17 protein-coding genes are annotated in these 21,102 nt (G+C 66.1%); 10 read left to right on the forward strand and 7 right to left on the reverse strand.

Annotated elements, in window-relative coordinates; genetic code table 11:
• Window positions 1-62 precede the first annotated feature (62 nt).
• Window positions 63-1,697, forward strand: coding sequence for an IS1182 family transposase (locus CYFUS_RS36550; protein WP_095984660.1), 1,635 nt, complete (start codon window positions 63-65; stop codon window positions 1,695-1,697).
• An 8-nt stretch (window positions 1,698-1,705) separates the two neighbouring features.
• Here the strand turns inward: CYFUS_RS36550 and CYFUS_RS51250 are convergent, their stop codons facing one another.
• From CYFUS_RS51250 to CYFUS_RS36560, 3 genes are all read right to left on the reverse strand, one after another.
• Window positions 1,706-2,485 carry a hypothetical protein gene (locus tag CYFUS_RS51250; RefSeq protein ID WP_157758871.1) on the reverse strand — a complete coding sequence of 260 codons (780 nt, stop codon included), beginning with the start codon at window positions 2,483-2,485 and terminating at the stop codon, window positions 1,706-1,708.
• 250 nt (window positions 2,486-2,735) lie between these two features.
• Window positions 2,736-3,470 (reverse strand): restriction endonuclease, encoded by a 735-nt coding sequence (locus CYFUS_RS36555; RefSeq protein ID WP_157758872.1) that lies wholly within the window; start codon window positions 3,468-3,470, stop codon window positions 2,736-2,738.
• Between the two features lie 330 nt (window positions 3,471-3,800).
• Complete coding sequence (locus tag CYFUS_RS36560; protein WP_095984812.1) at window positions 3,801-5,036, reverse strand: ISL3 family transposase; 1,236 nt, start codon at window positions 5,034-5,036, stop codon at window positions 3,801-3,803.
• A 323-nt stretch (window positions 5,037-5,359) separates the two neighbouring features.
• On the opposite strand from CYFUS_RS36560, the gene CYFUS_RS36565 reads away from it, so the two are divergent.
• Window positions 5,360-5,776: a hypothetical protein gene (locus CYFUS_RS36565; RefSeq protein WP_198316264.1), complete on the forward strand. Its 417-nt coding sequence runs from the start codon at window positions 5,360-5,362 to the stop codon at window positions 5,774-5,776.
• Between the two features lie 26 nt (window positions 5,777-5,802).
• On the opposite strand, the gene CYFUS_RS36570 is transcribed toward CYFUS_RS36565, so the two are convergent.
• On the reverse strand, window positions 5,803-8,850 hold the full coding sequence (locus tag CYFUS_RS36570; protein WP_095989413.1) for a DEAD/DEAH box helicase: 3,048 nt from the start codon (window positions 8,848-8,850) through the stop codon (window positions 5,803-5,805).
• Window positions 8,851-9,014: 164 nt separating this feature from the next.
• Here CYFUS_RS36570 and CYFUS_RS36575 point away from each other — a divergent pair, with 164 nt between their 5' ends.
• Window positions 9,015-9,929, forward strand: coding sequence for a glycosyl hydrolase (locus tag CYFUS_RS36575; protein ID WP_095989414.1), 915 nt, complete (start codon window positions 9,015-9,017; stop codon window positions 9,927-9,929).
• Between the two features lie 6 nt (window positions 9,930-9,935).
• Here CYFUS_RS36575 and CYFUS_RS36580 read toward each other — a convergent pair whose 3' ends face one another.
• Window positions 9,936-11,489 (reverse strand): SDR family NAD(P)-dependent oxidoreductase, encoded by a 1,554-nt coding sequence (locus CYFUS_RS36580; RefSeq protein WP_095989415.1) that lies wholly within the window; start codon window positions 11,487-11,489, stop codon window positions 9,936-9,938.
• A gap of 154 nt (window positions 11,490-11,643) precedes the next feature.
• On the opposite strand from CYFUS_RS36580, the gene CYFUS_RS36585 reads away from it, so the two are divergent.
• From CYFUS_RS36585 to CYFUS_RS36605, 5 genes are read left to right on the forward strand one after another with little or no spacing between them, the layout of a single operon-like run.
• Complete coding sequence (locus CYFUS_RS36585) at window positions 11,644-12,471, forward strand: TadE family protein (protein WP_095989416.1); 828 nt, start codon at window positions 11,644-11,646, stop codon at window positions 12,469-12,471.
• A 13-nt stretch (window positions 12,472-12,484) separates the two neighbouring features.
• Window positions 12,485-13,984 carry a TadE/TadG family type IV pilus assembly protein gene (locus tag CYFUS_RS36590; protein WP_095989417.1) on the forward strand — a complete coding sequence of 500 codons (1,500 nt, stop codon included), beginning with the start codon at window positions 12,485-12,487 and terminating at the stop codon, window positions 13,982-13,984.
• 14 nt (window positions 13,985-13,998) lie between these two features.
• Window positions 13,999-15,174: a TadE family protein gene (locus CYFUS_RS36595; RefSeq protein WP_095989418.1), complete on the forward strand. Its 1,176-nt coding sequence runs from the start codon at window positions 13,999-14,001 to the stop codon at window positions 15,172-15,174.
• A 50-nt stretch (window positions 15,175-15,224) separates the two neighbouring features.
• Window positions 15,225-16,082: a hypothetical protein gene (locus CYFUS_RS36600; protein ID WP_095989419.1), complete on the forward strand. Its 858-nt coding sequence runs from the start codon at window positions 15,225-15,227 to the stop codon at window positions 16,080-16,082.
• The gene (locus CYFUS_RS36605) at window positions 16,079-16,264 is read left to right on the forward strand and encodes a hypothetical protein (RefSeq protein WP_002624798.1); all 186 of its coding nucleotides are present in this window, start codon (window positions 16,079-16,081) and stop codon (window positions 16,262-16,264) included. Before CYFUS_RS36600 ends, CYFUS_RS36605 begins: the two co-directional genes overlap by 4 nt.
• Before the next feature lie 26 nt (window positions 16,265-16,290).
• On the opposite strand, the gene CYFUS_RS36610 is transcribed toward CYFUS_RS36605, so the two are convergent.
• A complete protein-coding gene (locus tag CYFUS_RS36610; protein ID WP_095989420.1) occupies window positions 16,291-16,995 on the reverse strand; it encodes a hypothetical protein in 705 nt (234 codons plus the stop codon).
• A 65-nt stretch (window positions 16,996-17,060) separates the two neighbouring features.
• Here CYFUS_RS36610 and CYFUS_RS36615 point away from each other — a divergent pair, with 65 nt between their 5' ends.
• Window positions 17,061-17,714: a hypothetical protein gene (locus CYFUS_RS36615; protein ID WP_095989421.1), complete on the forward strand. Its 654-nt coding sequence runs from the start codon at window positions 17,061-17,063 to the stop codon at window positions 17,712-17,714.
• Window positions 17,715-17,719: 5 nt separating this feature from the next.
• Here the strand turns inward: CYFUS_RS36615 and CYFUS_RS36620 are convergent, their stop codons facing one another.
• Complete coding sequence (locus CYFUS_RS36620; RefSeq protein ID WP_095989422.1) at window positions 17,720-18,337, reverse strand: hypothetical protein; 618 nt, start codon at window positions 18,335-18,337, stop codon at window positions 17,720-17,722.
• A 37-nt stretch (window positions 18,338-18,374) separates the two neighbouring features.
• On the opposite strand from CYFUS_RS36620, the gene CYFUS_RS36625 reads away from it, so the two are divergent.
• A complete protein-coding gene (locus CYFUS_RS36625) occupies window positions 18,375-21,062 on the forward strand; it encodes an MGH1-like glycoside hydrolase domain-containing protein (RefSeq protein WP_095989423.1) in 2,688 nt (895 codons plus the stop codon).
• Window positions 21,063-21,102 lie beyond the last annotated feature (40 nt).

Consider the following 21,102-nt stretch of genomic DNA (forward strand, 5'->3'; position numbering starts at 1 on the left):
GTAAAATCAGGGATTTACGTGAGGGGGTGGACAACAGGGGCTGAATTTGATCAGGTCGGCACATGACCTTAGCCGTCAGTCCGCCGAAGGTGACCGGAGAGATAGCTCGATGGACTCCTCCGCGGGAGTTGAACGAGCAAGAGCAACAGATTGTCGAACGGATGAGCCGTAACGGCAAGCTGTTCGCTTTTCTGCGTCTGAATCGGCACAAGCTGATGGATGAGGCTTTTCAGGCGGAACTGGCCTCCATGTACCGCCAGACAGGAGCAGGGAAAGTGGCTATAGCACCCGGGCTGATGGCAATGGCAATACTCTTACAGGGATACATGGGAGTGTCGGATGCCACCCTGGTGGAACTGACGGTCTTCGACTTGAGAGTGCAGATGGTGTTGGGCTGGTTGGGTCACAGCGAGCCGGCGTTCTCCCAGGGCTCGTTGTATGAGTTTCGTCAGCGGCTGATGAGAAACCAAATGGACCGGCGCCTCCTGGAGAAGACAGTCGAGGTGGCGCGGGAACAGAAAGAGTTCGGTGAGCGAAAGCTCAAGACGCTGTTGCGAGTGGCGATTGACTCAAAGCCACTGGAGGGAGCTGGCCGGGTAGAGGACACCATCAACCTGGTAGGACACGCAGCGCGCAAGGTGATGATGTGCGTGGCGAAGCTGCTGGGATGTTCCAAGCAGCAGGCCTGCCGAGAGGCGGGTATTCCCTTGTTGTTGGAAAAAAGTATCAAGAAGGGATTGGATGTGGACTGGAGCGAAGCGGGGCAGAAAAAGAAAGCGCTGCAAGCCCTGCTCGAGCAAGTGGAAAGCATGATGTCCTGGCTAAGAAAGAATCTGGCAGAGGAGATGGAAGAGGAGCCTTTGAGGGAACACGTTCAGACTCTCGAGCAGATTCGCAAGCAGGACCTGGAGCCGGACCCAGAAGGAGGAGGTGTCCGCGTTCGCCAGCAAGTGGCGGAAGAGAGACGAGTGTCGGTAGAAGATGGGGAGATGCGTCATGGACGCAAGAGCAAAAGCAAGCGCTTCAACGGATTCAAGCAGCATGTGGCCACGGCGCTGGACGAAGAACTCATCCTGGCATGTGCTGTGACGCCCGCCAACCGACCTGAAGCGGAGGCAACACCGGCGCTTGAGAAGGACATGGAGAAGCAAGGAGTGAAGATTGACGAGTTACACATAGACCGGGGGTATATCAACAGCAGTATCGTGGACAGCGTGCTCGAGGAGGGAGGGGAAGTGCTGAGCAAGCCGTGGAAGGCACGCAATGGGGAGTTGTTCGCGAAGTCAGACTTCAAAATAGATATGCGAAGCCGGACCATCACGTGTCCGGAGGGGAAGACAATGCGCTTCGAACTGGGAAAGACAGTCGAATTCGCGACAAAGGACTGTGAGACTTGTCCATTGCGCGAGAAATGTACACAAGCCCAGATAGGACAAGGACGGACTGTGGCAATCAGTGAAGATGAAGCGCTCCAGCACAAGTTGCGCAAATTAATGAAGACACCTGCTGGGCGAGAGCGACTCAGGAAGCGAGTAGGGGTGGAACATCGACAAGCCCATATAGCGCGACGACAGGGGCGTCGTGCGCGCTATCGGGGCGTGCGTAAGAACGTCTTTGATCTACGACGTGCGGCCAGCATCCAGAATTTGGAGACATGGCAACGCCATCTAGAGTTGTCCCAGCAGCAGGTGGGATGATGTGGTTTTTAAATCGGTCGGTGTTCTAGGAAGTGGCAGATCCGGGAGGCTATTGGAATGTGATCGGTCACCGCTGACTTAACCGATTTGAATTTTTCCCCCTTTAATTGTTGGAGCCTGGGGCCGCGATGCTTCAGGGTTCTCTCGAGTAGCCTTGTGAGGAATGATTCGATGTCTGTTTTAATTTGCTCCGTCAAGCCCTTGTCGTATTCTTTGGCGAGCAGTTCAAGTATGTGGAAGAACGACAAGAATGCTTCGTCTGCGTATAAATGAGACTCTTCCTCTGCCTGCATCCACCGAGCTTTGCGCCACCGATCAAGCAGTGAGGCAACAAGCAGTCTTGCCCCAGGATTTGTAGAGGTAATTGCTGGGAGTAGATGTGAAAGGCTCTTCGAGTGATCTCCGGTTTCGGAGATTAGCTTGTTGTTGGAGACAAGGGAGGGTTGCGGGGTGTGCTCCTTGTATGATGAAACTGTTATGTCAAAAGGGGTGAGCGGCTCATCAGTGAGAAATGTGATTGCTCCCAGCAATACCAGAAGGCGCGGACGAGCGTATCGGGCGTTCTCAGAGACGCTGTCAATTTTATCGAGATCTGAGTGTAAATTTATTATTAGATATCCGTTCGGAGCAGAGGGCTGGGTTGACTCGTTGTCAAGAGGCGACCATTGGTGGGTTTCCGGAGGAACGGAGGATGTGTAGACGTGGGCGTCCGCCGTGGCGAAGTCCGCCTCAAGTTTGAATTGCAATGGAATCGTGTACGTTGCTGCGCCTGACAGGGTTGGGGACATTATTTGGGCTCGCGGACGGGGATGCTGTGGTTGCGGTGTCTAGTCATGAGCTGATAGCTCTGGTGCTCCAGTATGTGGGTGCTCCAGTATGTGGTTCATGTGTCGTTGGGAGCATGGAGAAACACCGAGAATGATGCTGGCCCAGTGTGCAGATCTCGCGGAGTCCCTGCGATCGGCGTGAGCTTCGCCTCTGTTTGGCTGCGGGTTGGTGTGTCCGGACGGTGCGTCAACTCTCGCATTATGGGAAGACCTATAATTCCGTAATGAGCGCACGGGCTTCGGGATCGGCTTCGAGTTCTATAACTCGCCTCCGTATGGATTCAGTAAGAAAGCCGATCTCCGCTAGGTGACGGGCAGCGTTGAATCGCCACCCGTCGTCGTGATGCATCGTCGCGACCCACTCAAGATAAAGCCGCGCTTCACTCAGCTGCTGGCCAATTGCGAAATTGACAGCAGCCTCCCATTCCTCAAATGGAACCTCTTCCAACGCTTCCGAGATTATGTCGGGGGACCCGCCCTCCTCAAGAGAGCGAAGAGCTTGGCCCAGATGCAGATGGTACGCCCAATCCTGCGGGAAGATTATCCGCCCCAGCCCCAACCAATCCCACGCCAGCGCCTCTTCCGCACCGACGACTTCTAGTTGGATCGAAACGGGTGCGCCTGCTGCTCGGCGCGGAGCTGCCTTCGTGAAACGAGAACTGGTTATAAGCACTCCGATCTCCGCACCGACATCATCCACGAAGCTGATGAACGACTCGACATTCCCGATGTCGATAGGCGTCCGCCAACGCTTTGCATCGACCACTAGGAATGGGGCGTCCGCGCCTCGTCGGAACACAGCAACGTCCAGTTGTCGCTTCTCACCTGAGTGGCGACCGGTGAAGTGGTAGTTGTCTTTCCCCGAAGGCTCGACCCAGAAGTGTGGAGGTGGGAACTCGCGCCGAAACTTCTCCACAATTGCGCGCTCGTATCGCTTCCAGTCCATTATTTGATCATACTGCCTTGGGACCCGCCTGACTTCATTGGAAATCTTCGGGGTCTTCGGTACGTCGAGTGGGCAGGACTGTCGACAAGAGGCCGTGCGCATGGGGAGGACATGGGGCTCAAGGGCGTGCGGAGCCGAGCGATGGCCATGGGATTCAAGTCCCCGCGAGAGTTCGAGGCATGAATGAGACAGGGGCACGACCTGGGGTGCCGAAAGCCGCAGCCGTGCATGACAGAGCGCCTGGCTCCGCTGCCCTACTGGCCGGGTTGCAGTCGAATCTGTCGGCGCTGCGGGGCTCGGTCCCCAGCCGCCTGCTTCTACGGCGAGGGGCTATGCCGCTACTGGCAACGGCGGAGTGAACTCCATGCCCCCGCAGCACAGCAGTATCATCGCCCTGAATGCCTTGGGATTGCGGAAGCCATAGGCGCGGCGGCTGAGGGCTCGAATCTTGTTGTTGATTCCCTCCACCACTCCGTTGCTCAGTCCCGTCTCCACGTAGGCGAGAATGCCGTCCTTGTGCCGCTGGACTGTCTTCGCCAGCTTCGCGAAGGGGGCGAGCCTGGAGTGGCTGGCCCATTGACACCACTTGTCCAGGTGCTCCGAGGCTCGCTTGGGCTGCACGTAGTCCATGCCCCGTGCCAGGCTTTCCTTGAGCAGATAGGCCCGGTAGAGCGTCTGGTTCGTCTTCTTCAACTCGCTGAGCTTCTCTCCCTGGCGCACCGTCAGGTTCCACGGATTCTTCAGCAACGCCCAGCGGCTCTGTTTGAGCGCCTTTCCCTCCTGGCTCCCCGCCTGCTCGCGCACCTCTTGCCGGCGCACCGTATCCAGCGCTTCGTTCGCCAGCTTCTGCACGTGGAACCGGTCGAACACCTTGCGCACATGTGGGGCACGGTTGCCCACCGCCTTGCTGAAGGCCGCCGACAGGTCCATCGTCGCGTGCGTCAACTCCTTCGTCCTCTCCTCTCCCAGCTCGTCGAAGAAGGCGTCCAGGGTCTCTTCGTTCTTCCCCTCTCCCACCCAGACGACTCGCGAGCGCAGGTGGTCCACCACCAGGCTCACGTACTTGTGCCCGGCTTTCCAGCCCAGCTCGTCCACTCCAATGATTTGCAACCCCTCCAGGCGGCCTGGCGACAGGCGCTCCTCGACAATGCGCTCGATGATGGTGCCCACCGTGCGCCAGTTGATGCCCAGCAGCCGGCAGATGGAGGACTTGTCCAGGCGTTGCGCCTGCCAGGCCACCAGCTCCTCGAAGGCCCGCGTGAAGCTCGAGTCGTGCGCCGCCCAGGCCACCCGCTCCACTCTCACCCCATGCTCGCGGCAGTGCACACGGCGCGGGGCGTAATGCAGCCAGAAGATGGTTTGTCCCAGCGCCAGGTGCCGCCACAACCGCCCAGGGCTCGCGTCGTAGCCGGGGGCGGGCCGGCCGCACACTCCGCAGCGAGGCTTGCGCTGGCGCGGGCGCACCTCCACCACCACTCCCTTGGCCTCCAGCCGGGCCCCTTGCACACTCAGCCCCTGGATGCGCAACACCCGCCCCAGCACCTCTCGCAGCCTTGGCCCCGCCACGCCCCGCCTCCCCCTCCAGCACCCCGGGGGCGGCACGTATTGCAACTCCGCGACCTGGTCTCTTCCCAGAGCGACAGCCTCTATCGGCTTCTCGCTCCCCATCTCTCATCGGAGACCCTCCCGTCCACGGCGGGAACGCCCATTTCGGCTACAGAAGATCCATTTTCCTGGACTTGAATGAAGGCTTCCAAGAAGAGGAGCGCCTGCACGCGAGGGCCTCCTTCGATACCTTCTGCCTGAACACGCCTTGGGGGGCGCTCTACCATGCCGTGTCTCCGCCGCCACCGCGAAGCGCTAAGCGCATAGCGGACCGGCTCGCTTCCGTGCTCCGCTTCTGGGACGTGCTCCAGGGCCCTCGCTATGCGTTCTGGTCGTTCGATGACGACTACACGCTGGAAGCGCTCATGGATGATGTCTGGCGCAAGACCCTGGAGGCATGGTGCCCCGGGGGCCCCGCCCCGCTCCGCGAGCACCTGGCGCTGACGATGGAGCGCATGGCTCACGCGACCCGCGAGGAATGCCTGGAGGCCGTGCTCCGGGTGATTCCCCTCATCGTGGAAGGGGACAACGACTTGAAGCACCCCGAGGTGCTCCGCGATCCGGGCTTCCTGCGCGAGCGCCTCTCCGCGCTTCCCCCGGAGAAGTTCGTCTCGCTCTCCGGCGCTGAAAAATACACGGTGTCCGCGCAGTTATCCGCTTGGGACAGGGAGTTGGGACGTCAAGGCGCTGGAAATAAATAAAGTCGCCAACATCGCCTGATCACTCTTCAGTCGAGCAGTTGCATGAGGTCCGCCCGGGTGATGGCCGCTCCCCCCGAGGCTCCGCCGAGCGCGGACTCGAAGAGCGCCCGCTTCTTCTCCTGCAGGGTGAGGATCTTCTCCTCCACCGTGCCCCGGGACACCAGCCGGTACACCATCACCGGCCGCTGCTGGCCGATGCGGTGCGCGCGGTCCGCCGCCTGCGCCTCCACCGACGGGTTCCACCACGGGTCCACCAGGAAGACGTGGTCCGCCGCCGTGAGGTTGAGTCCCGTGGCGCCCGCCTTGAGCGAGATCAACATCACCGGTGGGCCCTCCGGATCCTGGAACCGCTCGGCCACGGCACCGCGATTGGCCGTGCCGCCGTCCAGCCGGATGAAGCCGATGCCCGCCTCCCGCAGCGCCGGCTCGATGAGATCCAACATGGACGTCCACTGCGAGAAGACGAGCGCCTTGTGCCCATCCGCCACCGCGGTGCCGAGCGCCTCGATGAGCGCCTCCACCTTGGAGGACGTCTTCGCCTGCTGTCCCGGCACGAGCGCGGGGTGGCACGCCGCCTGGCGCAGCCGCAGCAGCGCCTCCAGCGCCTTGAGCACGCTGCCCCCCTCCTCGAGCTGGGACACCACCTCCTCGCGTGTGGCGGCGTACACCGCGTCATAGACGGCGCGCTCCCGCTCGCTCAGCGTGACGTGCCGCACGGACTCGGTGCGCGGCGGCAGCTCGGGCGCCACGTCCCGCTTGAGCCTGCGCAGGACGAAGGGACGGATGCGCGCGCGCAACCGCTCGGCCGCGCCCTTCTGGTTGTCCGACACGGGCCGCGCCCACCGCTCCTCGAACTCCTTGCGCCCCCCGAGCAGCCCCTGGTTGGTGAAGTGCATCAGGCTCCAGAGCTCCTCGAGCCGGTTCTCGATGGGCGTGCCGCTCAAGGCCACCCGGAAGGCGGCCCGCAGCCCGTACGCCGCGCGCGCCACCTGGCTGTCCGGGTTCTTGATGGCCTGGGCCTCGTCCAGCACCACCGTGTCCCACTCCTTCGCGCCCAGCACCTCCGCGTCCAGGCGCAACAGCGCGTAGGTGGTGAGCGTCACGTCAGCCGTCTCGTCCAGGGCGCGGCCGGGGCCGTGATAGACGGACACCTTCAGCGAGGGCCGGAAGCGTTTCACCTCCGCCTCCCAGTTGGGCAGCACGCTCGTGGGCGCCACCACCAACGAGCCCGGCCCCAGCGTGCAGATCGTCTGCAGCGTCTTGCCCAGACCCATGTCGTCCGCGAGCACGCCGCCCAGTCCCGCCTGTCGCAGAAAGGTGAGCCAGCTCAGGCCCTGGAGCTGGTAGGGGCGCAACGTGGCGGTGAGATCCTCGGGCAGCCGCGCGTCCGGCAGCTTCTCGAAGCCCTGGACCAGGGGCGCCAGCCGCTCGAGCCCGGGCGGAGGGGGGTGCTCCAGCGCCTCGCACAGCCCGGTGAGCTGGGGGATGGCATGGTTGGCGAGCCGCCCATCCTTCCCCCGCGCGGCCAGCAGGTCCGCCACGCGCTGGCCGTGCGTCTTCAGCCAATCGGTGGGCAGGGGCGCCCACCCGCCGCCCTCCAGCGGCACCAGCCCGAGCCCCTCCTCCCACGCGCGCATCACCGCGCCCGCGTCCACCGAGCGGGGCGCGCCATCACCCGCGCCCTCCACCTGGAAGTCGAACGAGAAGCCCACCTGGGGCACCCCATCACGCGAGGCGCCCGCGTCCACCGACAGCACGGGGCGCAGTTGCACGTGGGGGCTCACCACGCGTGCCGCGTCTCCGGTGAGGTCGCCACGCCAGCGCCGCAGCTTGTCGGCGAGCTGCACCGCCTCCTTGCCCTGCACCGTCACGCGCCGGCCGGGCACCATGTTCAGCTCGTCGCGCAACTGGTGGACGAGCTTCTGCTCGGCGGCCTCGTCGCGCACGGGCACCGCGCCCTTGAGGTACACCATGCGCCCGTTGTCGATGCGCACCGAGGGCGGCGCGCCGTACACCAGGGTGGGCAACACCGAGAGCCCGGAGTCGAGCTGATTCAGCTCCACGGAGATGCGCGGCTCGAGCGTGCGATCGATGGGCGGCAGCCGCTGGCTCTTCACGTCCACCGGCATGCGCCGCGCGAGGTCCGGCAGCACCTTGCCGGTGAAGTCCCCCATCTGCGCGGGCGAGAAGCTCTTCTCCTGGGGCAGGCTCTCCAGCCACGCGCCGGTGAGGCCCTGCTCGCCGAGCGGACAGAGCGCGCCCCCGCATAGCGCCACCCCGGCACTGACCACCTCGGAGATGCGCGGATCCTTCTCGATCTTGAGCACCGTCTGCTCTCCGCGATCCTCCACGGTGACGCGCGGCAGGAGGGGCTCGCTCGACACGGACACCAGCGCGCCGTCGAAGATCACCGTGCGCGCGGGCTCCAGCACGCGCAGCAGCGCGCCGAGCCGCTCGGGCGGAAGCGCGCCCTTCGTGGGCCGCGACAGCAGCTTGTCCGCGAGCAGATCGCACGGCTCCACGTGGATCCGCGCCGCCTCCACGGGGTTGGCCAGCAGCGACGCCAGACTGCGCGCGAGCAGCCGAGCGGTGTTGTCCGGACGCACCAGCAGGCGCTCGAGTTGCAGACCTCCGTCCACGCGCTTGAAGCGGTACACCATGCGCTCCGGCTTCGGCGCGGTGCCCGGGCGCGGACCGGCCTGGGCCGTGGGGGTCTGGGCGGGAGGGGGTCGGTTCGGAGCGAGCCGGTTCGGAGCGGGCATGGGCCGCGCGGCGGGACGCGGCGCGGCAGCGGCCTGGGTCCGCGATTGGTGGAGGACGATGGCCGCCGCCACCACGTGCTCACAGGGATCCACCCGGCCGCGGCAATCACACTCCCAGATCTCGTCCTCCGGGTAGAGCACGGTTCTCAGGGGCGCCGGCCTGCCCGCGGCGCGCACCCGCAGGACGGCCTCTTCCTCTCCGACGGACTGCACCGAGACGGCGCCCGCGCGGGCCAGGCCCATACCAGCGGACCAGGTGTCCGGGCGCGCTTCCTCCCGGACGGCTTCGAGCAACTCCGCGGTCACTGACATACGAGGACTGCTATCCCCGCGCCGGGCCCCACGCAAAAAAAGGCCTCCGGCCCGGGGCGGACCCGCTCCCGGGGGAGTGGCCCTCGCTGGAATTCCAACATGCTTGTCGCGGCATCCGGGGGTGGGGATGATGCGCGCTTCCTCCCGGTCGAAGGTGAAAACAGATGAAATCCCTGGTCGCGTCAGCGTGCATCACCGCATTCCTGCTGCTGGGCTGTGGTGTGGGTCCTTCCAACACGGGCACGCCCCCGGATGACGCGGGCACGCCCCCCGCGGGAGACGGGGGAACCCAGCCGGTGGTGACCAAGAGCGCCAAGCGCGGAATCGCCTTCGACTTCGCGACGCCCGAGGACATGGCGGCCGTCGCTCCCGGGGTGAGCTGGTGGTACAACTGGAGCGCCAGGCCCCACGCGAACATCCCCTCGGACTACCGGTCCCGCTACGGCATGGACTTCATCCCCATGCTGTGGAACGGCAACTTCGACGCCGCGAGCATCGAGTCCTTCCTCAAGGCCCATCCGGAGATCCAGTACCTGCTGCTGCTCAACGAGCCCAACCTCAATGATCAGGCCAGGATGACGCCCCAGGACGCGGCGAAGCTGTGGCCCCGGTACGAGAGCGTCGCCGCGAACACGGGAGTGAAGCTGGTGGGCCCCGCGATGAGCTGGGGAACCCTCGAGGGCTACTCGGATCCGGTGGTCTGGCTCGATGCCTTCTACGCGGCCTACCGCGGGGCGAACGGCAACCGCGACCCGCGCATCGATTACATCGCCTTCCACTGGTACGACTACGGGCTCGCGGGCCAGCTCGATCGGCTCAAGAAGTACGGCAAGCCCTTCTGGGTCACGGAGTTCGCCAACTGCCACAGCCAGAAGGATGGCGCGCAGATCGACTCGGTGGCCAAGCAGAAGGCCCAGATGGCGGAGATGGTCGCCGTCTGCGAGAGCCGCGAGGACGTGTTCCGCTACGCCTGGTTCACGGGCCGGTGGACGAATGACCCGTGCTTCGCGAGCCTGCTGGGCGCGCCGGGCACCCTGACGGAGCTGGGCGCCCACTACCTCTCGCTCCCCTACCGCTGACGCGCCTCACCACTCCGTGTGGCGGTAGTCCTTGAAGAAGTTGCCCCACACGTACTGGCCGCTGTTCACCGAGGAGATGACCGGATCCACCACGCGCGCCGCGCCGTCGACGATGTCCAGCGGCGGCTGGAAATCCAACTCCCGCTGCTTGCGCTCGGCGAAGACCGCCGGGTCCTCGTCGGTGACCCAGCCGGTGTCCACCGCGTTCATGAAGATGCCGTCCTTGGCGTAGTCGGTCGCCGAGGTCAGCGTCATCATGTTCAGCGCGGCCTTGGCCATGTTGGTGTGCGGGTGTTTGTCCGTCTTCGTCCCGCGCGAGAAGCTGCCCTCCATGGCGGAGACGTTCACGATGTGGCCGGGCGTGGAGCGCTCGCGCATCATCAGCGGCTTGAGCTTCCCACAGAGGATGAAGGGCGCCACCGCGTTCACCAGGTGCACCTCGAGCATCTCCGCCGTGGGCACCTCCGCGAGCCGCATCCGCCAGGAATTCATCCGCCGCAAATCCACCTGCTGGAGGTCCGCGTCCAGTCGGCCCTCGGGGAAGAGGGCGCGCGTGTCCCCCTCCTGCTCGAGGGCGTACGGCAGCAGGGACAGCGCGGCGGACGAGTGGATGCCGAGCGCGGGATCGGCGCTGCGCCACGTGGGCTCGAGCGCCTGGGCCCCCGCCCCCAGGACGGGACGCAGCTCGGCGACACACGCCTCATGTCCGGCGAGCAGCGGGCGCGCCTCCGCCGGGAGCTCGTCGACGGGGAGCAGCTCCCCCTGGAGCAGGTGCGCGTAGAAGCCGGGCGGGCGGCGCACCGTCTGCGCCGCGTTGTTGATGAGGATGTCCAGCCGGTGGTGCGTCCGCTCGACGTGCCGCGCGAACAGCTCGACACTGGGAGCGTGGCGCAGATCCAACCCGTGCAGGTGCAGCCGGTGGGACCACTCCGCGAAGTCCGGCTCGCGCAGGTAGCGACGCGCCGCGTCCTTGGGGAATCGGGTGGTGGCGATCACCCGCGCCCCCGAGCGCAGCAACATCAACGACGCCTGATAGCCAATCTTCACGCGCGCCCCGGTGATGAGCGCCACCTGTCCGGACAGGGACGCGCGCTGGGTTCGCTTGGCGTAGTTGAAGTCCGCGCACGCCCCGCACATGGCGTCATAGAAGAAGTGCAGCTTGCGGAACTCCTCCTTGCACACGTAGCACTTGCGCGCGACCTCGAGCAGCCGCTCCGGCCCCTCCGAGGGCGGCGGCGGAAGCAGCGGCACCGTGAAGACGGCGCTCCGGCGCAGCGAGCGGATCTCCGTCCCCGCGCGCAGCTCCCGATCATGCTCGCGCTTCGTCTCCTTGCGCTCGCGCCGGAGCGCCTTGACGAGCCGGGCCTTCGTGTCCCGGTCCGGGTGCACCACTTTGCCGGCGGCGGTCAGCAGCGCGACCCGCTCCGCCTCGGGGATGGCCTTGAGCAGGCGGCGATCCCCAGCCAACCGCTCGAGGAGTTGTGTGCACCGGAGCACCTCGTCCAGGGACGGGGCGGCGGGCACTTCAGCGGGGGGCGTCTGGGCGTCTGCATCCTTCATGCCCCGAGTCCATACCTTCCGCGGCGGGTCCCGGAAAGGACGGGGGAAGTCGCCCCAACGGGCAGTCAGTGGACAACCAGGCCCTGAAACGATGTGCTCGGCCAGTTGACGTATACCCTACATCAGCTCCCCCGCGTGAAATTGGCGCCCACTTATGAAGATGCCCCCCACATCTTCCCGTGAATCGGGTCAAGCGGCCGTCGAGGCGGCGCTCATCATCCCCATGATGGTGTTCATGGTGCTGGGCATCATCCAGCTGGGCATGATGTATCAGGCGCGGCTGATGACGGAGTACGCGGCCTACCGCTCCGCGCGGGCGGGAATCGTCAACCACGGACACTGTGAGTTGATGCGCAACGCGGCGTACTTCGCCGTGCTGCCCACGCTGGGGCCCAGGCCCTCGGGAGAGTCGGGCCGGGTCGACGACCTGGAAAGAGCAATCGCGGCCTACAAGGAGTACGCCGTCAAGGGAACGACCGACCCGGTGCTCTTCCACAGCGGCACCAAGCTCGAGAAGGTGCGCGTGGAGGTGCTCAACCCCAGGAGGAGCCAGATCTCGGGTCTCTTCTCCACCTATGGCGATGCCATGATGTCGCAGGAGATCGACTACGACGACGTGCGCGACGACACCATCGTCCGCGCCAACCTGCTGACGGTGCGCATCACCTATTTCTACGAGATGCGCATCCCCTTCGCCAACTGGCTCATCCACGGCTGGTTCATGGGCTTCGATTCCCTGGACAAGCTCAGGGGCCTCCAGTTCGAGAACCAGCGTCTGGGAGGCGAAGCCTCTCACCAGGCCCTGGAGAAGCTGGGTGCGAACAAGGGCAAGACGAACCGCCAGAAGGGTGACTACAAGCTCATCTCCAGCCTCGCCCTGGACAAGCGCAAGTACATCATCCCCCTGAGCTCGAACTATTCCATGCGCATGCAGTCCAACATGATGCAGAAGCACGTCAGCCCCTGCGCGGTGGACGAATGACGAGGAGCCCCTGATGTTCCGTCTGATTCGCAAGATGCGCCGCGACGAGCGCGGACAGGCCATGATCATCGGCGCGATCGCCATGCTCATCCTGGCCGTCATGGTGATGACCTCGGTGAGCATCGGTCACGGGGTCTACTCGAAGATCAAGGCGCAGGACGCCGCGGACGCCCAGTCCTATTCCATCGCCGTCACCCAGGCGCGGACCTATAACTTCCTGGCCTACACCAACCGCGCGATGGTGGTGCACTACTCGGCCATGCTCACGCTGATGTCCTACGTGAGCCATGCCCTCTACCTGCAGAAGACGGTGGGCACCGCCGCGAAGTACCTCAAGTACATCCCCGCGATCGGCGCCATCTTCGCGGCCATCGAGCAAGCCATCGATGCCTGGGTCAAGATCGTGGACATCCTGACCCAGGCGATCATCCCCGTCCTGACCTTCGTCAACATAGGGTTATGGCTGGCCCAGGAGGCGCTGCTGATGTCCACGTACATGAACATCTACAACGCGCAAGCAAGCGAGCCATTCACGGGGACGGATCCCAAGGCCAAATACGGCTTCTTCACGGGGGGCCAGGGCGGCCAGCTCGGACAGGATCTCTTCGACATCATGAAGGAGACCAACGCGACCAACTTCCTCCACGTGTTGGATGACGGCCCGAGCTCGAATGCCCCTTCCGCCATTGGGGACACCGGGCTGAAAGATCGCAAGAAGCTGCTGAGCAACAGCAACACGTTGAGCGATCCCAACATGGCGAAGTACCGCCTGCTCATGGGCAACATCGCCAACGGCGTGCGCAAGAAGTGGACCGCCGAGGGCGAGGGGCCCCTGCTGATTGGCCGCCGATGGAGCATCAACATCTGCCTCGGTATCGGGATCAACATCAACAAGGTGGCGGACTCGCAGATCAAGAGCTTCGTCTCGGAGGAGCGCAGGGACGAGCTCTTCGCCTCGGACGACATCCGCATGCGGGTGCTGGCCCCTTGCTTCGGCCCCTTCCGCAAGACCATCTTCAAATTCGATTACCGGGTCCGCGTCGCGGCGAACAAGGACGGGGGCTTCCATGAGGCGAACGGCTCGAAGTCAAACGATCATCATACGTGGCAGGGCATCACGCCCTTCATCCTCGCCGATCCGAGCTACTACTCTCCGTGGACCTACCACTTCGGCTACCCGTGCAACGTGGTGTTCGCCAGCAAGGAAGTGATCGAGGCGCGCAAGGTCTTCCAGCTCAAGACGAAGTTCATGGGGGGGGAGCTCGACATGACCCAGAAGGAGACGGGTGACCAGATCTTCGCCGACATGACGGGCGGCATGCTCGCCATGTCGGTGGGACGCGCCCTCTATCATCGCCCTGGCGACTGGAAGGAGGAGCCCAACTTCTACAATCCCCTGTGGACGGCCCGCCTCGCGCCGATCAGCACGCACTGGGAAAAGCAGCTCGTGGACGCAATGGTGGGAGTCATGGACGACTGGGACACCATCCAGCGCTCGTCGCTCAACTACTGATGGAGACCCGGGCCATGAACCATCCCCTTGCCCACCCCCGCGCGAACCTCCGGGCGCGCCGCCTCCCGGCCCGCCGGGGCAGCTCGACGGTCGAGTTCGCCATCATGGCGCCACTGCTCGTGGTGCTCGTGCTGTGGTCCAACTACTTCTGGGAAGTCCTCCGGGTGCGCATCAAGGTCGCCGAGGCGGCGCGCTTCATCGCCTTCGAGCGCACGGCGCGCAAGGACCTGGGGCAGATCACCGCCGAGGCCCAGAGCCGCTATCAGGATCTCAATGGCTCGGACTCGGGCGTGGCGCTCGGCTCGGGCTTCCGCAACAAGCTCACCCTCTCCTTTTCCGCCAGTGACAAACCCGCGCCGGTCACGGGCTCGATGTCGGGCATCGGCTCGAGCGCGGGGGTGGGCGGAATGCTCGGCATGGTCACCTCCCTGGTGGGCAGTTCCGTGGAGGGCATCGTCGGCCAGATGGGCTTCGACCCGTCGAAGGGCGCGGTCCAGAGCACGGTGACGGCCCGGATGGAGAACAGGATCATCCCGGAGCGGATCGGCCAGTACATCACCGGCTTCTCCGACAACAAGCTGAACGTGGGCTTCACCGAGTCCGTCTACGTGTACCACGACACCTGGCGCGCCTGGCAGCCAGGAGACAACCCGAAGAACAACCAGGGCGTCGTGGAGAGCCGGGTGCGCGAGCGGGTGCAGAAGGTGGCCTATATGGGATTGCTCGGCAGTGCCGCGGGCTCGGCACTGAGCGCCATCGGCACGGTGCTCAGCCTGTTCAAGCTCGAGTATCCCTTCAACAACGATTTCATCAACAAGGCGGTCCTCGTGCGGAAGGTGCCCGACAGCGGCTACTTCTCCGCGCCGTCGCCAGCGGGCAATCGGCCCACGCGCACCGTGCCAGGAGACGTGCTCCAGGCGGCCTATTGGGAGTCGGACGACCAGGCCTGCTTCAACAGCTGCGAGCCCGACGAGATCAAGAACAAGCGGGGCGTCAAGAACGGCGGGGGTCGTGACGACAACTGGCCGATGCGCGCCTATAACTGCCGGGGTCCTTTCTTCCAGGGCGCTTCCAAGTCGGACGAGCCGGAGTCGGTGTACTCGCAGGTCGGTAACTTGAGCCTGTCCCAGAGCTACTTCCGCTACGACGGAAACGCGTGCGCCGAGGATCCGAACGCGAGCACTCACTGAAGCGCGGGTGAGGGTGGGCCAGGACGGCACGGCATGCGGGGAACGAGGCGATGAAGTTGTCGGACAAGACAGGCAAGGTGCCGAGGGCCCTCGGGCTGGTGGGCGTGCTCGCGCTCATCGCCACGGTGATGTGGATGCCCGAGGCGCCCCCCGAGCCCGAAGCCGAGGCGCCAGAGCCCTCCCCCGCCCCGCGGCAGGAGATGCCCGCGCCACCGCCTCCAACCCCCTCGGGCACCGTGCAGCGCCTGCGCCGGCTCATTCCGGTCTTCCCCGGAGCCCAGTTGACGCCCATGGGCCAGTTGCAGGCCAATGGCAACCCGATGGAGATGGGCTTCTTCGAGGTGAAGACCTCCGCCCGCGAGGTGATGGACTTCTACATCCAGCAGTTCGAGCAACGAGGCCGTCAGGTCGTCGAACAGCCGGATGGCTCCGGGGGCGGAGCAGTCAACTACTACGACGAGAAGCTGGGAGCGCTCGTCACCGTCAACGTGATGGCCGGAGGCACGCAGGTGTCCCCGCGAACGCGGGTCTTCCCGGCCATCATCGAGGCCCCCGAGGGCATCCACCTCAAGGCCGAGCCCCCCACGGTGCTGCCCCAGCCCAATGGCCTGGTGACGGTGCTGCGCGTGGATGATCAGAACCCGGGCCCGGCGAAGGACAGCTCCACGCTCACGCAGATCGCCCGGGGCTCGCCCCGGGAACTCGCCGACTTCTACCGCAAGGAGATGGCCGAGCGCGGCTACTCCGCCGTGGGGGGACGCAGCGACAAGGACGTGGAGGTGCTCGACTTCGAGCGGCGGGGGGAACGGGTGTCCCTGACCCTCTCCGCCATGCGCACGAAGGAAGGCAACCCCGAGACCATCATCGCCGTGGTGATGGAGACGAAGCAGAAGGAGGTCAGACCATGAAGAGGCTGACGACCCGTCGGGCCCGGCGCGACCGTGGCCAGCAGCTCACGGAGTTCACGTTGCTGTCCGCCGCGCTGCTGGTGATGGGGGGCGGGCTCATGCACTTCGCTCCCGACATGCTCGACGTCATCACCATCTACATCCGCGGCTTCTACGTCATCCTCGGCTTTCCGCTCGGCTGATGCCCGGGCTCGCGCGAGCCCCCCGCTCACTCCTCGGGCAGGCGGGGAATGACGACGGGCACCGACTTGAGCTCCGGGCGGGCCCCCGTGCCCGACTTGCGCGCCACCCAGGTGGCTCCATCACCGCCGCGCACGGACTCCACGCCGAAGAGCGGCACCTTGTCCGACAGCACCGCCTCCGCGGCGCGGCCGTCCTCCAACCGCCAGGTGCGCCGCACCGCCTTGCCCGCGAAGGGGCCCGACTTCACCGGCGCCTCCGTCTCCGGACCCGGCCGCCCGCGCAGTTCCGGGCTGTCCACGGGGAGATCCACGGGGATGGAGATGGGCGCGTGGGGCTCCAGCGAGAGCGCCAGCCGGTCCACCGTCGGACGCGCCTCGCCGATGAGCCACAGCACCACCAGCGAGCGTGGCTTCACGTCCAGGTACTCGAACTCGACCTGGAACAGGGGCCCGTCCTTGCGCTCGGTCCGACCCACCACCGCGGCCCGCACCCGCACCTTGCCCTCCTTCGTGGTGACGTCGTATTCGACGAAGGAGCCCACCTCGGGGCGGAACTTCCCGTAGAGCAGCGGCAAGGGCACCAGCGTGCGCGCCTCCTCCAGGCGCGAGGCGGCGACGGTGGGCGTGCCCGCGTCGAGGGGCGTGCCGGCATCGGGGAGCGGGCCCGCGGGCGCTCCGGGGCCAAGCTGGAGCGTGAGGGCGAGGACGGAGGCGGACAGGGCAGGGAGCATGCCGGGTACTATCCGGCCCCATCATGGACGGCGACAAGCCGCCCGACATCGAAACAGGAGGAAGCATGAGCCGGATCTGGGCAGTCATCCTGACACTGTGGTTCACCGCCATGCCCACCGCGTCCGCGCAGGGGGACATGTTCGGGCTGCCCCTCGTGCCCCAGAGGAATGGGTGGGCACGCTACACCGCCCAGTCCTCCGACGGGGCCACGGAGATCGTCTTCAAGGTGGGCATGTTCGGCACGCACAAGGGCAGGAGGGGACAGTGGTACATCCTCGAGATGGACGCGCCGGGCATGGGGCGCATCGCCCTCCACTTCCTGGTGGCCGGGGAGAAGTTCTCACCCGAGAACCTGCTCCTGATGCGCTCGTACATCCCGGGCCGGGAGACCCAGGAGCAAGAGCCCCCCAGGGACACCGAGGGCGTGTCCCCCCCGATCAAGGTCCTGCGCAAGCACCCCGAGACGGTGGCCGGGCGGCAACTCGAGGTGACGGAGTATCTCATCGGCGACAAGCTCAAGGCGGGCTGGTCTCCCTCCGTCCCCGGGCTCGGGATGACCTACCTCAACGGAGACAGTCCGCTGCGGCTCGTGGCGTTCGGCGTGGGAGGAGATCCATGGAAGGACTCGGGCTCCGGGCGTCCCCAGGGGCCTGAAGCCGAGAAGGGCAAGGAGAAGGAGAAGGAGAAGGACAAGGGCAAGGAGAAGGACAAGAAGTAGGGCGTTCAGCCCCGAGGGGCCTTCGCGGACAGCCCGGCGCGCACAAGCACCTTGCGCAGCGCCTCGGAGTCCAGGTCCACCAGGCGCGTGTGGATGTGGAGCTGATCGCCCCGCCCCGCCCGCAGCAGCGTGCGCGGAGGCTCGTCCTGGGTGCGCCGCAGCTCGAACCACTCCAGCTCGGAGAAGCGGGTGCGCTTGCCCAGCTGGTCCACGAAGCCCTCGGAGGACAGCAGCAGCGCGGGCACCAGGTGAAGGCCCACCCCCATCAGCCACGCGCTCAGCAGCAGGCAGAAGGCGCCCAGCGCGGGCCGCGTCCCGGTGGCCAGCACCTGCACCCCGATGAGCACCAGCACCGCCATCGCCCCCATCACCTGGAGATAGGTCTCGGAGGAGGCCCGGGACGCGAGCACCACGACCGCGCGGGCGCGCAGCAGGGAGACCAGGGCCACCAGGGACAGGAGGGCCACGCCCCCGGCCGCCACGGCCACGGCCAGCTCCAGCGCCGCCTGTCGGCCCACGAGCGCGCGGGACTCGCGCACGAGCCAGACCGCGCTCCCGAGAAACACCCCCAGCGCCAGGGCATGGAAGGCGACCGCGCGAGTGGGAAACGACGGGACACGCATGGGCGGAGAAGATATCCCGGGGATGGGAGGAGCGGGCATGTCACAAAACCGGGGACTCGGTGCCGAGGCGCGCCGGTTGGCGGAAGACGAGCGGCGCGATCACAACTGGAAGCGGTGGGGGCCCTACCTCGCCGAGCGCCAGTGGGGCACCGTGCGCGAGGACTATTCGCCCGGGGGCACGAGCTGGACGGACTTCCCCCACGAGCAGGCGCGCAGCCGCGCCTACCGCTGGGGCGAGGACGGCCTGCTCGGCATCACGGACCGTGAGTGCCGGCTGTGCTTCGCCGTGGCGCTGTGGAACGAGAAGGACGCCATCCTCAAGGAGCGCCTCTTCGGCCTCACCGGCCCCCAGGGCAACCACGGCGAGGACGTGAAGGAGGAGTACTTCTACCTCGACTCCACCCCCACGCACTCGTACCTCGAGGCGCTCTACAAGTACCCCCAGGCCGCCTTCCCCTACGAGCGGCTCATCGCGGAGAACCAGCGCCGGGGCCGCGCCGCCCCCGAGTTCGAGCTGGCCGACACGGGCGTCTTCGAGGAGCGCCGCTACTTCGACGTGCGCGCCGAGTACGCCAAGGCGGGCCCGGACGATCTGCTCATCCGGCTCACCCTCACCAACGCGGGACCCGAGACGGCGCGCCTGCACGTGCTGCCCACGCTCTGGTTCCGCAACACGTGGGACTGGGGCCGCACCGGCGAGGGCTACTGGCCCCGGCCCCACATGACCGCGCTGAGCACCCACGCGCTCGTCGCCGAGCATGCCTCGCTGGGACGCTTCCAGTGGCACGCCGAGCCCGTCGGGGGCCACCCCGCCCCGCCGCTGCTCTTCACGCAGAACGAGACGAACCGCGAGCGGCTCTTCGGCGTGCCCAACGCGGTCCCCCATGTGAAGGACGCGTTCCACGACGCCGTGGTCCAGGGACGCCTCGAGGCCGTCAACGCGGCCGGCACGGGCACCAAGGCCGCCTTCCACCACGTGCTGGAGCTGCCCCCGGGAGGCCGGGTCGTGCTCCGGCTGCGGCTCTTCTCCGAGGCGCAAGCCCCCGCCCAGCTCTTCGGCGAGTCCTTCGACGCCCTCTTCGCCCAGCGCATCGCCGAGGCGGACGAGTTCTATGACTCCCGGCTGCCGCGCACCCTCTCCCCCGAGGAGCGGCGCGTGGCCCGGCAGGCCTACGCGGGCCTCCTGTGGACCAAGCAGTTCTACCACTACGCGGTGAAGCCCTGGATGGAGGGCGATCCCAGTCAGCCGACACCACCCCCCTCGCGCCTCCAGGGGCGCAACCGGGACTGGGGGCACCTGTACAACCGGGACATCATCTCGGTGCCGGACAAGTGGGAGTACCCCTGGTACGCGGCGTGGGATCTCGCCTTCCACATGATTCCCTTCGCGCGCGTGGACCCCACCTTCGCCAAGGAGCAGCTCGTGCTCTTCCTGCGCGAGTGGTTCATGCACCCCAACGGCCAGCTCCCCGCGTACGAGTTCGAGCTGTCGGACGTGAACCCGCCCGTGCACGCCTGGGCCTGCTGGAGCGTGTACAAGATGACGGCGTCCCGGGGGAAGAAGGACACGGCCTTCCTCAAGCGCACCTTCCACAAGCTGCTGCTCAACTTCACCTGGTGGGTGAACCGCAAGGACGCCGAGGGGAAGAACCTCTTCGCGGGTGGCTTCCTCGGACTGGACAACATCGGGGTGTTCGACCGCTCCAAGCCCCTGCCCACCGGCGGACGGTTGGATCAGGCGGACGGCACGGCGTGGATGGCCTTCTTCTGCACCACCCTGCTGGCCATGGCGCTGGAGCTGGCGCAAGACGATCCCGCCTACGAGGACATCGCCTCCAAGTTCTTCGAGCACTTCGTGGCCATCGTGGACGCGATGAACAACCTGGGCGGCACGGGCCTGTGGGACGAGCAGGACGGCTTCTATTACGACGAGCTGCTCCTGGAGGGCCATGCCACGCCCCTGCGGGTGCGCTCGATGGTGGGCCTGGTGCCGCTGTTCGCCGCGGAGATCCTCGAGGATCGGCTCATCGAGCGACTGCCCGGCTTCTCCAAGCGCCTGCGCTGGTTCCTGGAGAACCGCGCGGACCTGTCACGCAATACCGCCTACCTCACCAAGCCAGACGGCAAGGGTTGTCTGCACGGCCACCGGCTGCTGGCCATTCCCTCGCGCGAGCGGCTCCTGCGGGTGCTGCGGCGGGTGCTGGATCCCGAGGAGTTCCTCTCGGAGTACGGCATCCGCTCGCTCTCGCGCGTGCATGACTCCGAGCCGCTCGTGTTCAACGTGCGGGGCGAGGAGTACCGGGTGGCCTACGTGCCCGGCGAGTCCGACAGTGGAATGTTCGGCGGCAACTCCAACTGGCGCGGCCCGGTGTGGTTCCCCCTCAACTTCCTGCTCATCGAGGCGCTCGAGCGCTACCACCACTTCTATGGCGAGAGCTTCCAGGTGGAGTGCCCCACGGGCTCGGGACGGATGATGACGCTGGCGCAGGTGGCTCGCGAGTTGTCGGCGCGGCTCAGCCGGCTCTTCCTCCCGGACGCCACCGGCCGCCGCCCCTGCCACGGAGACGACAAGCGCTTCACCGACAACCCCGACTGGCGCGACCTGGTGCTCTTCCACGAGTACTTCCACGGAGACACCGGCCGGGGACTGGGCGCCACGCACCAGACGGGCTGGACGGCCCTGGTGGTGCAATGCCTCGAGGAGCTCCACAGGTCCTCCGGGTAGCACGGGTGGGGACCGCCCGGGGTCCGTGCGCTATGCTCGC

Source organism: Cystobacter fuscus (genome assembly GCF_002305875.1).
In the GTDB taxonomy this organism is placed as follows: Bacteria; Myxococcota; Myxococcia; order Myxococcales; family Myxococcaceae; genus Cystobacter; species Cystobacter fuscus_A.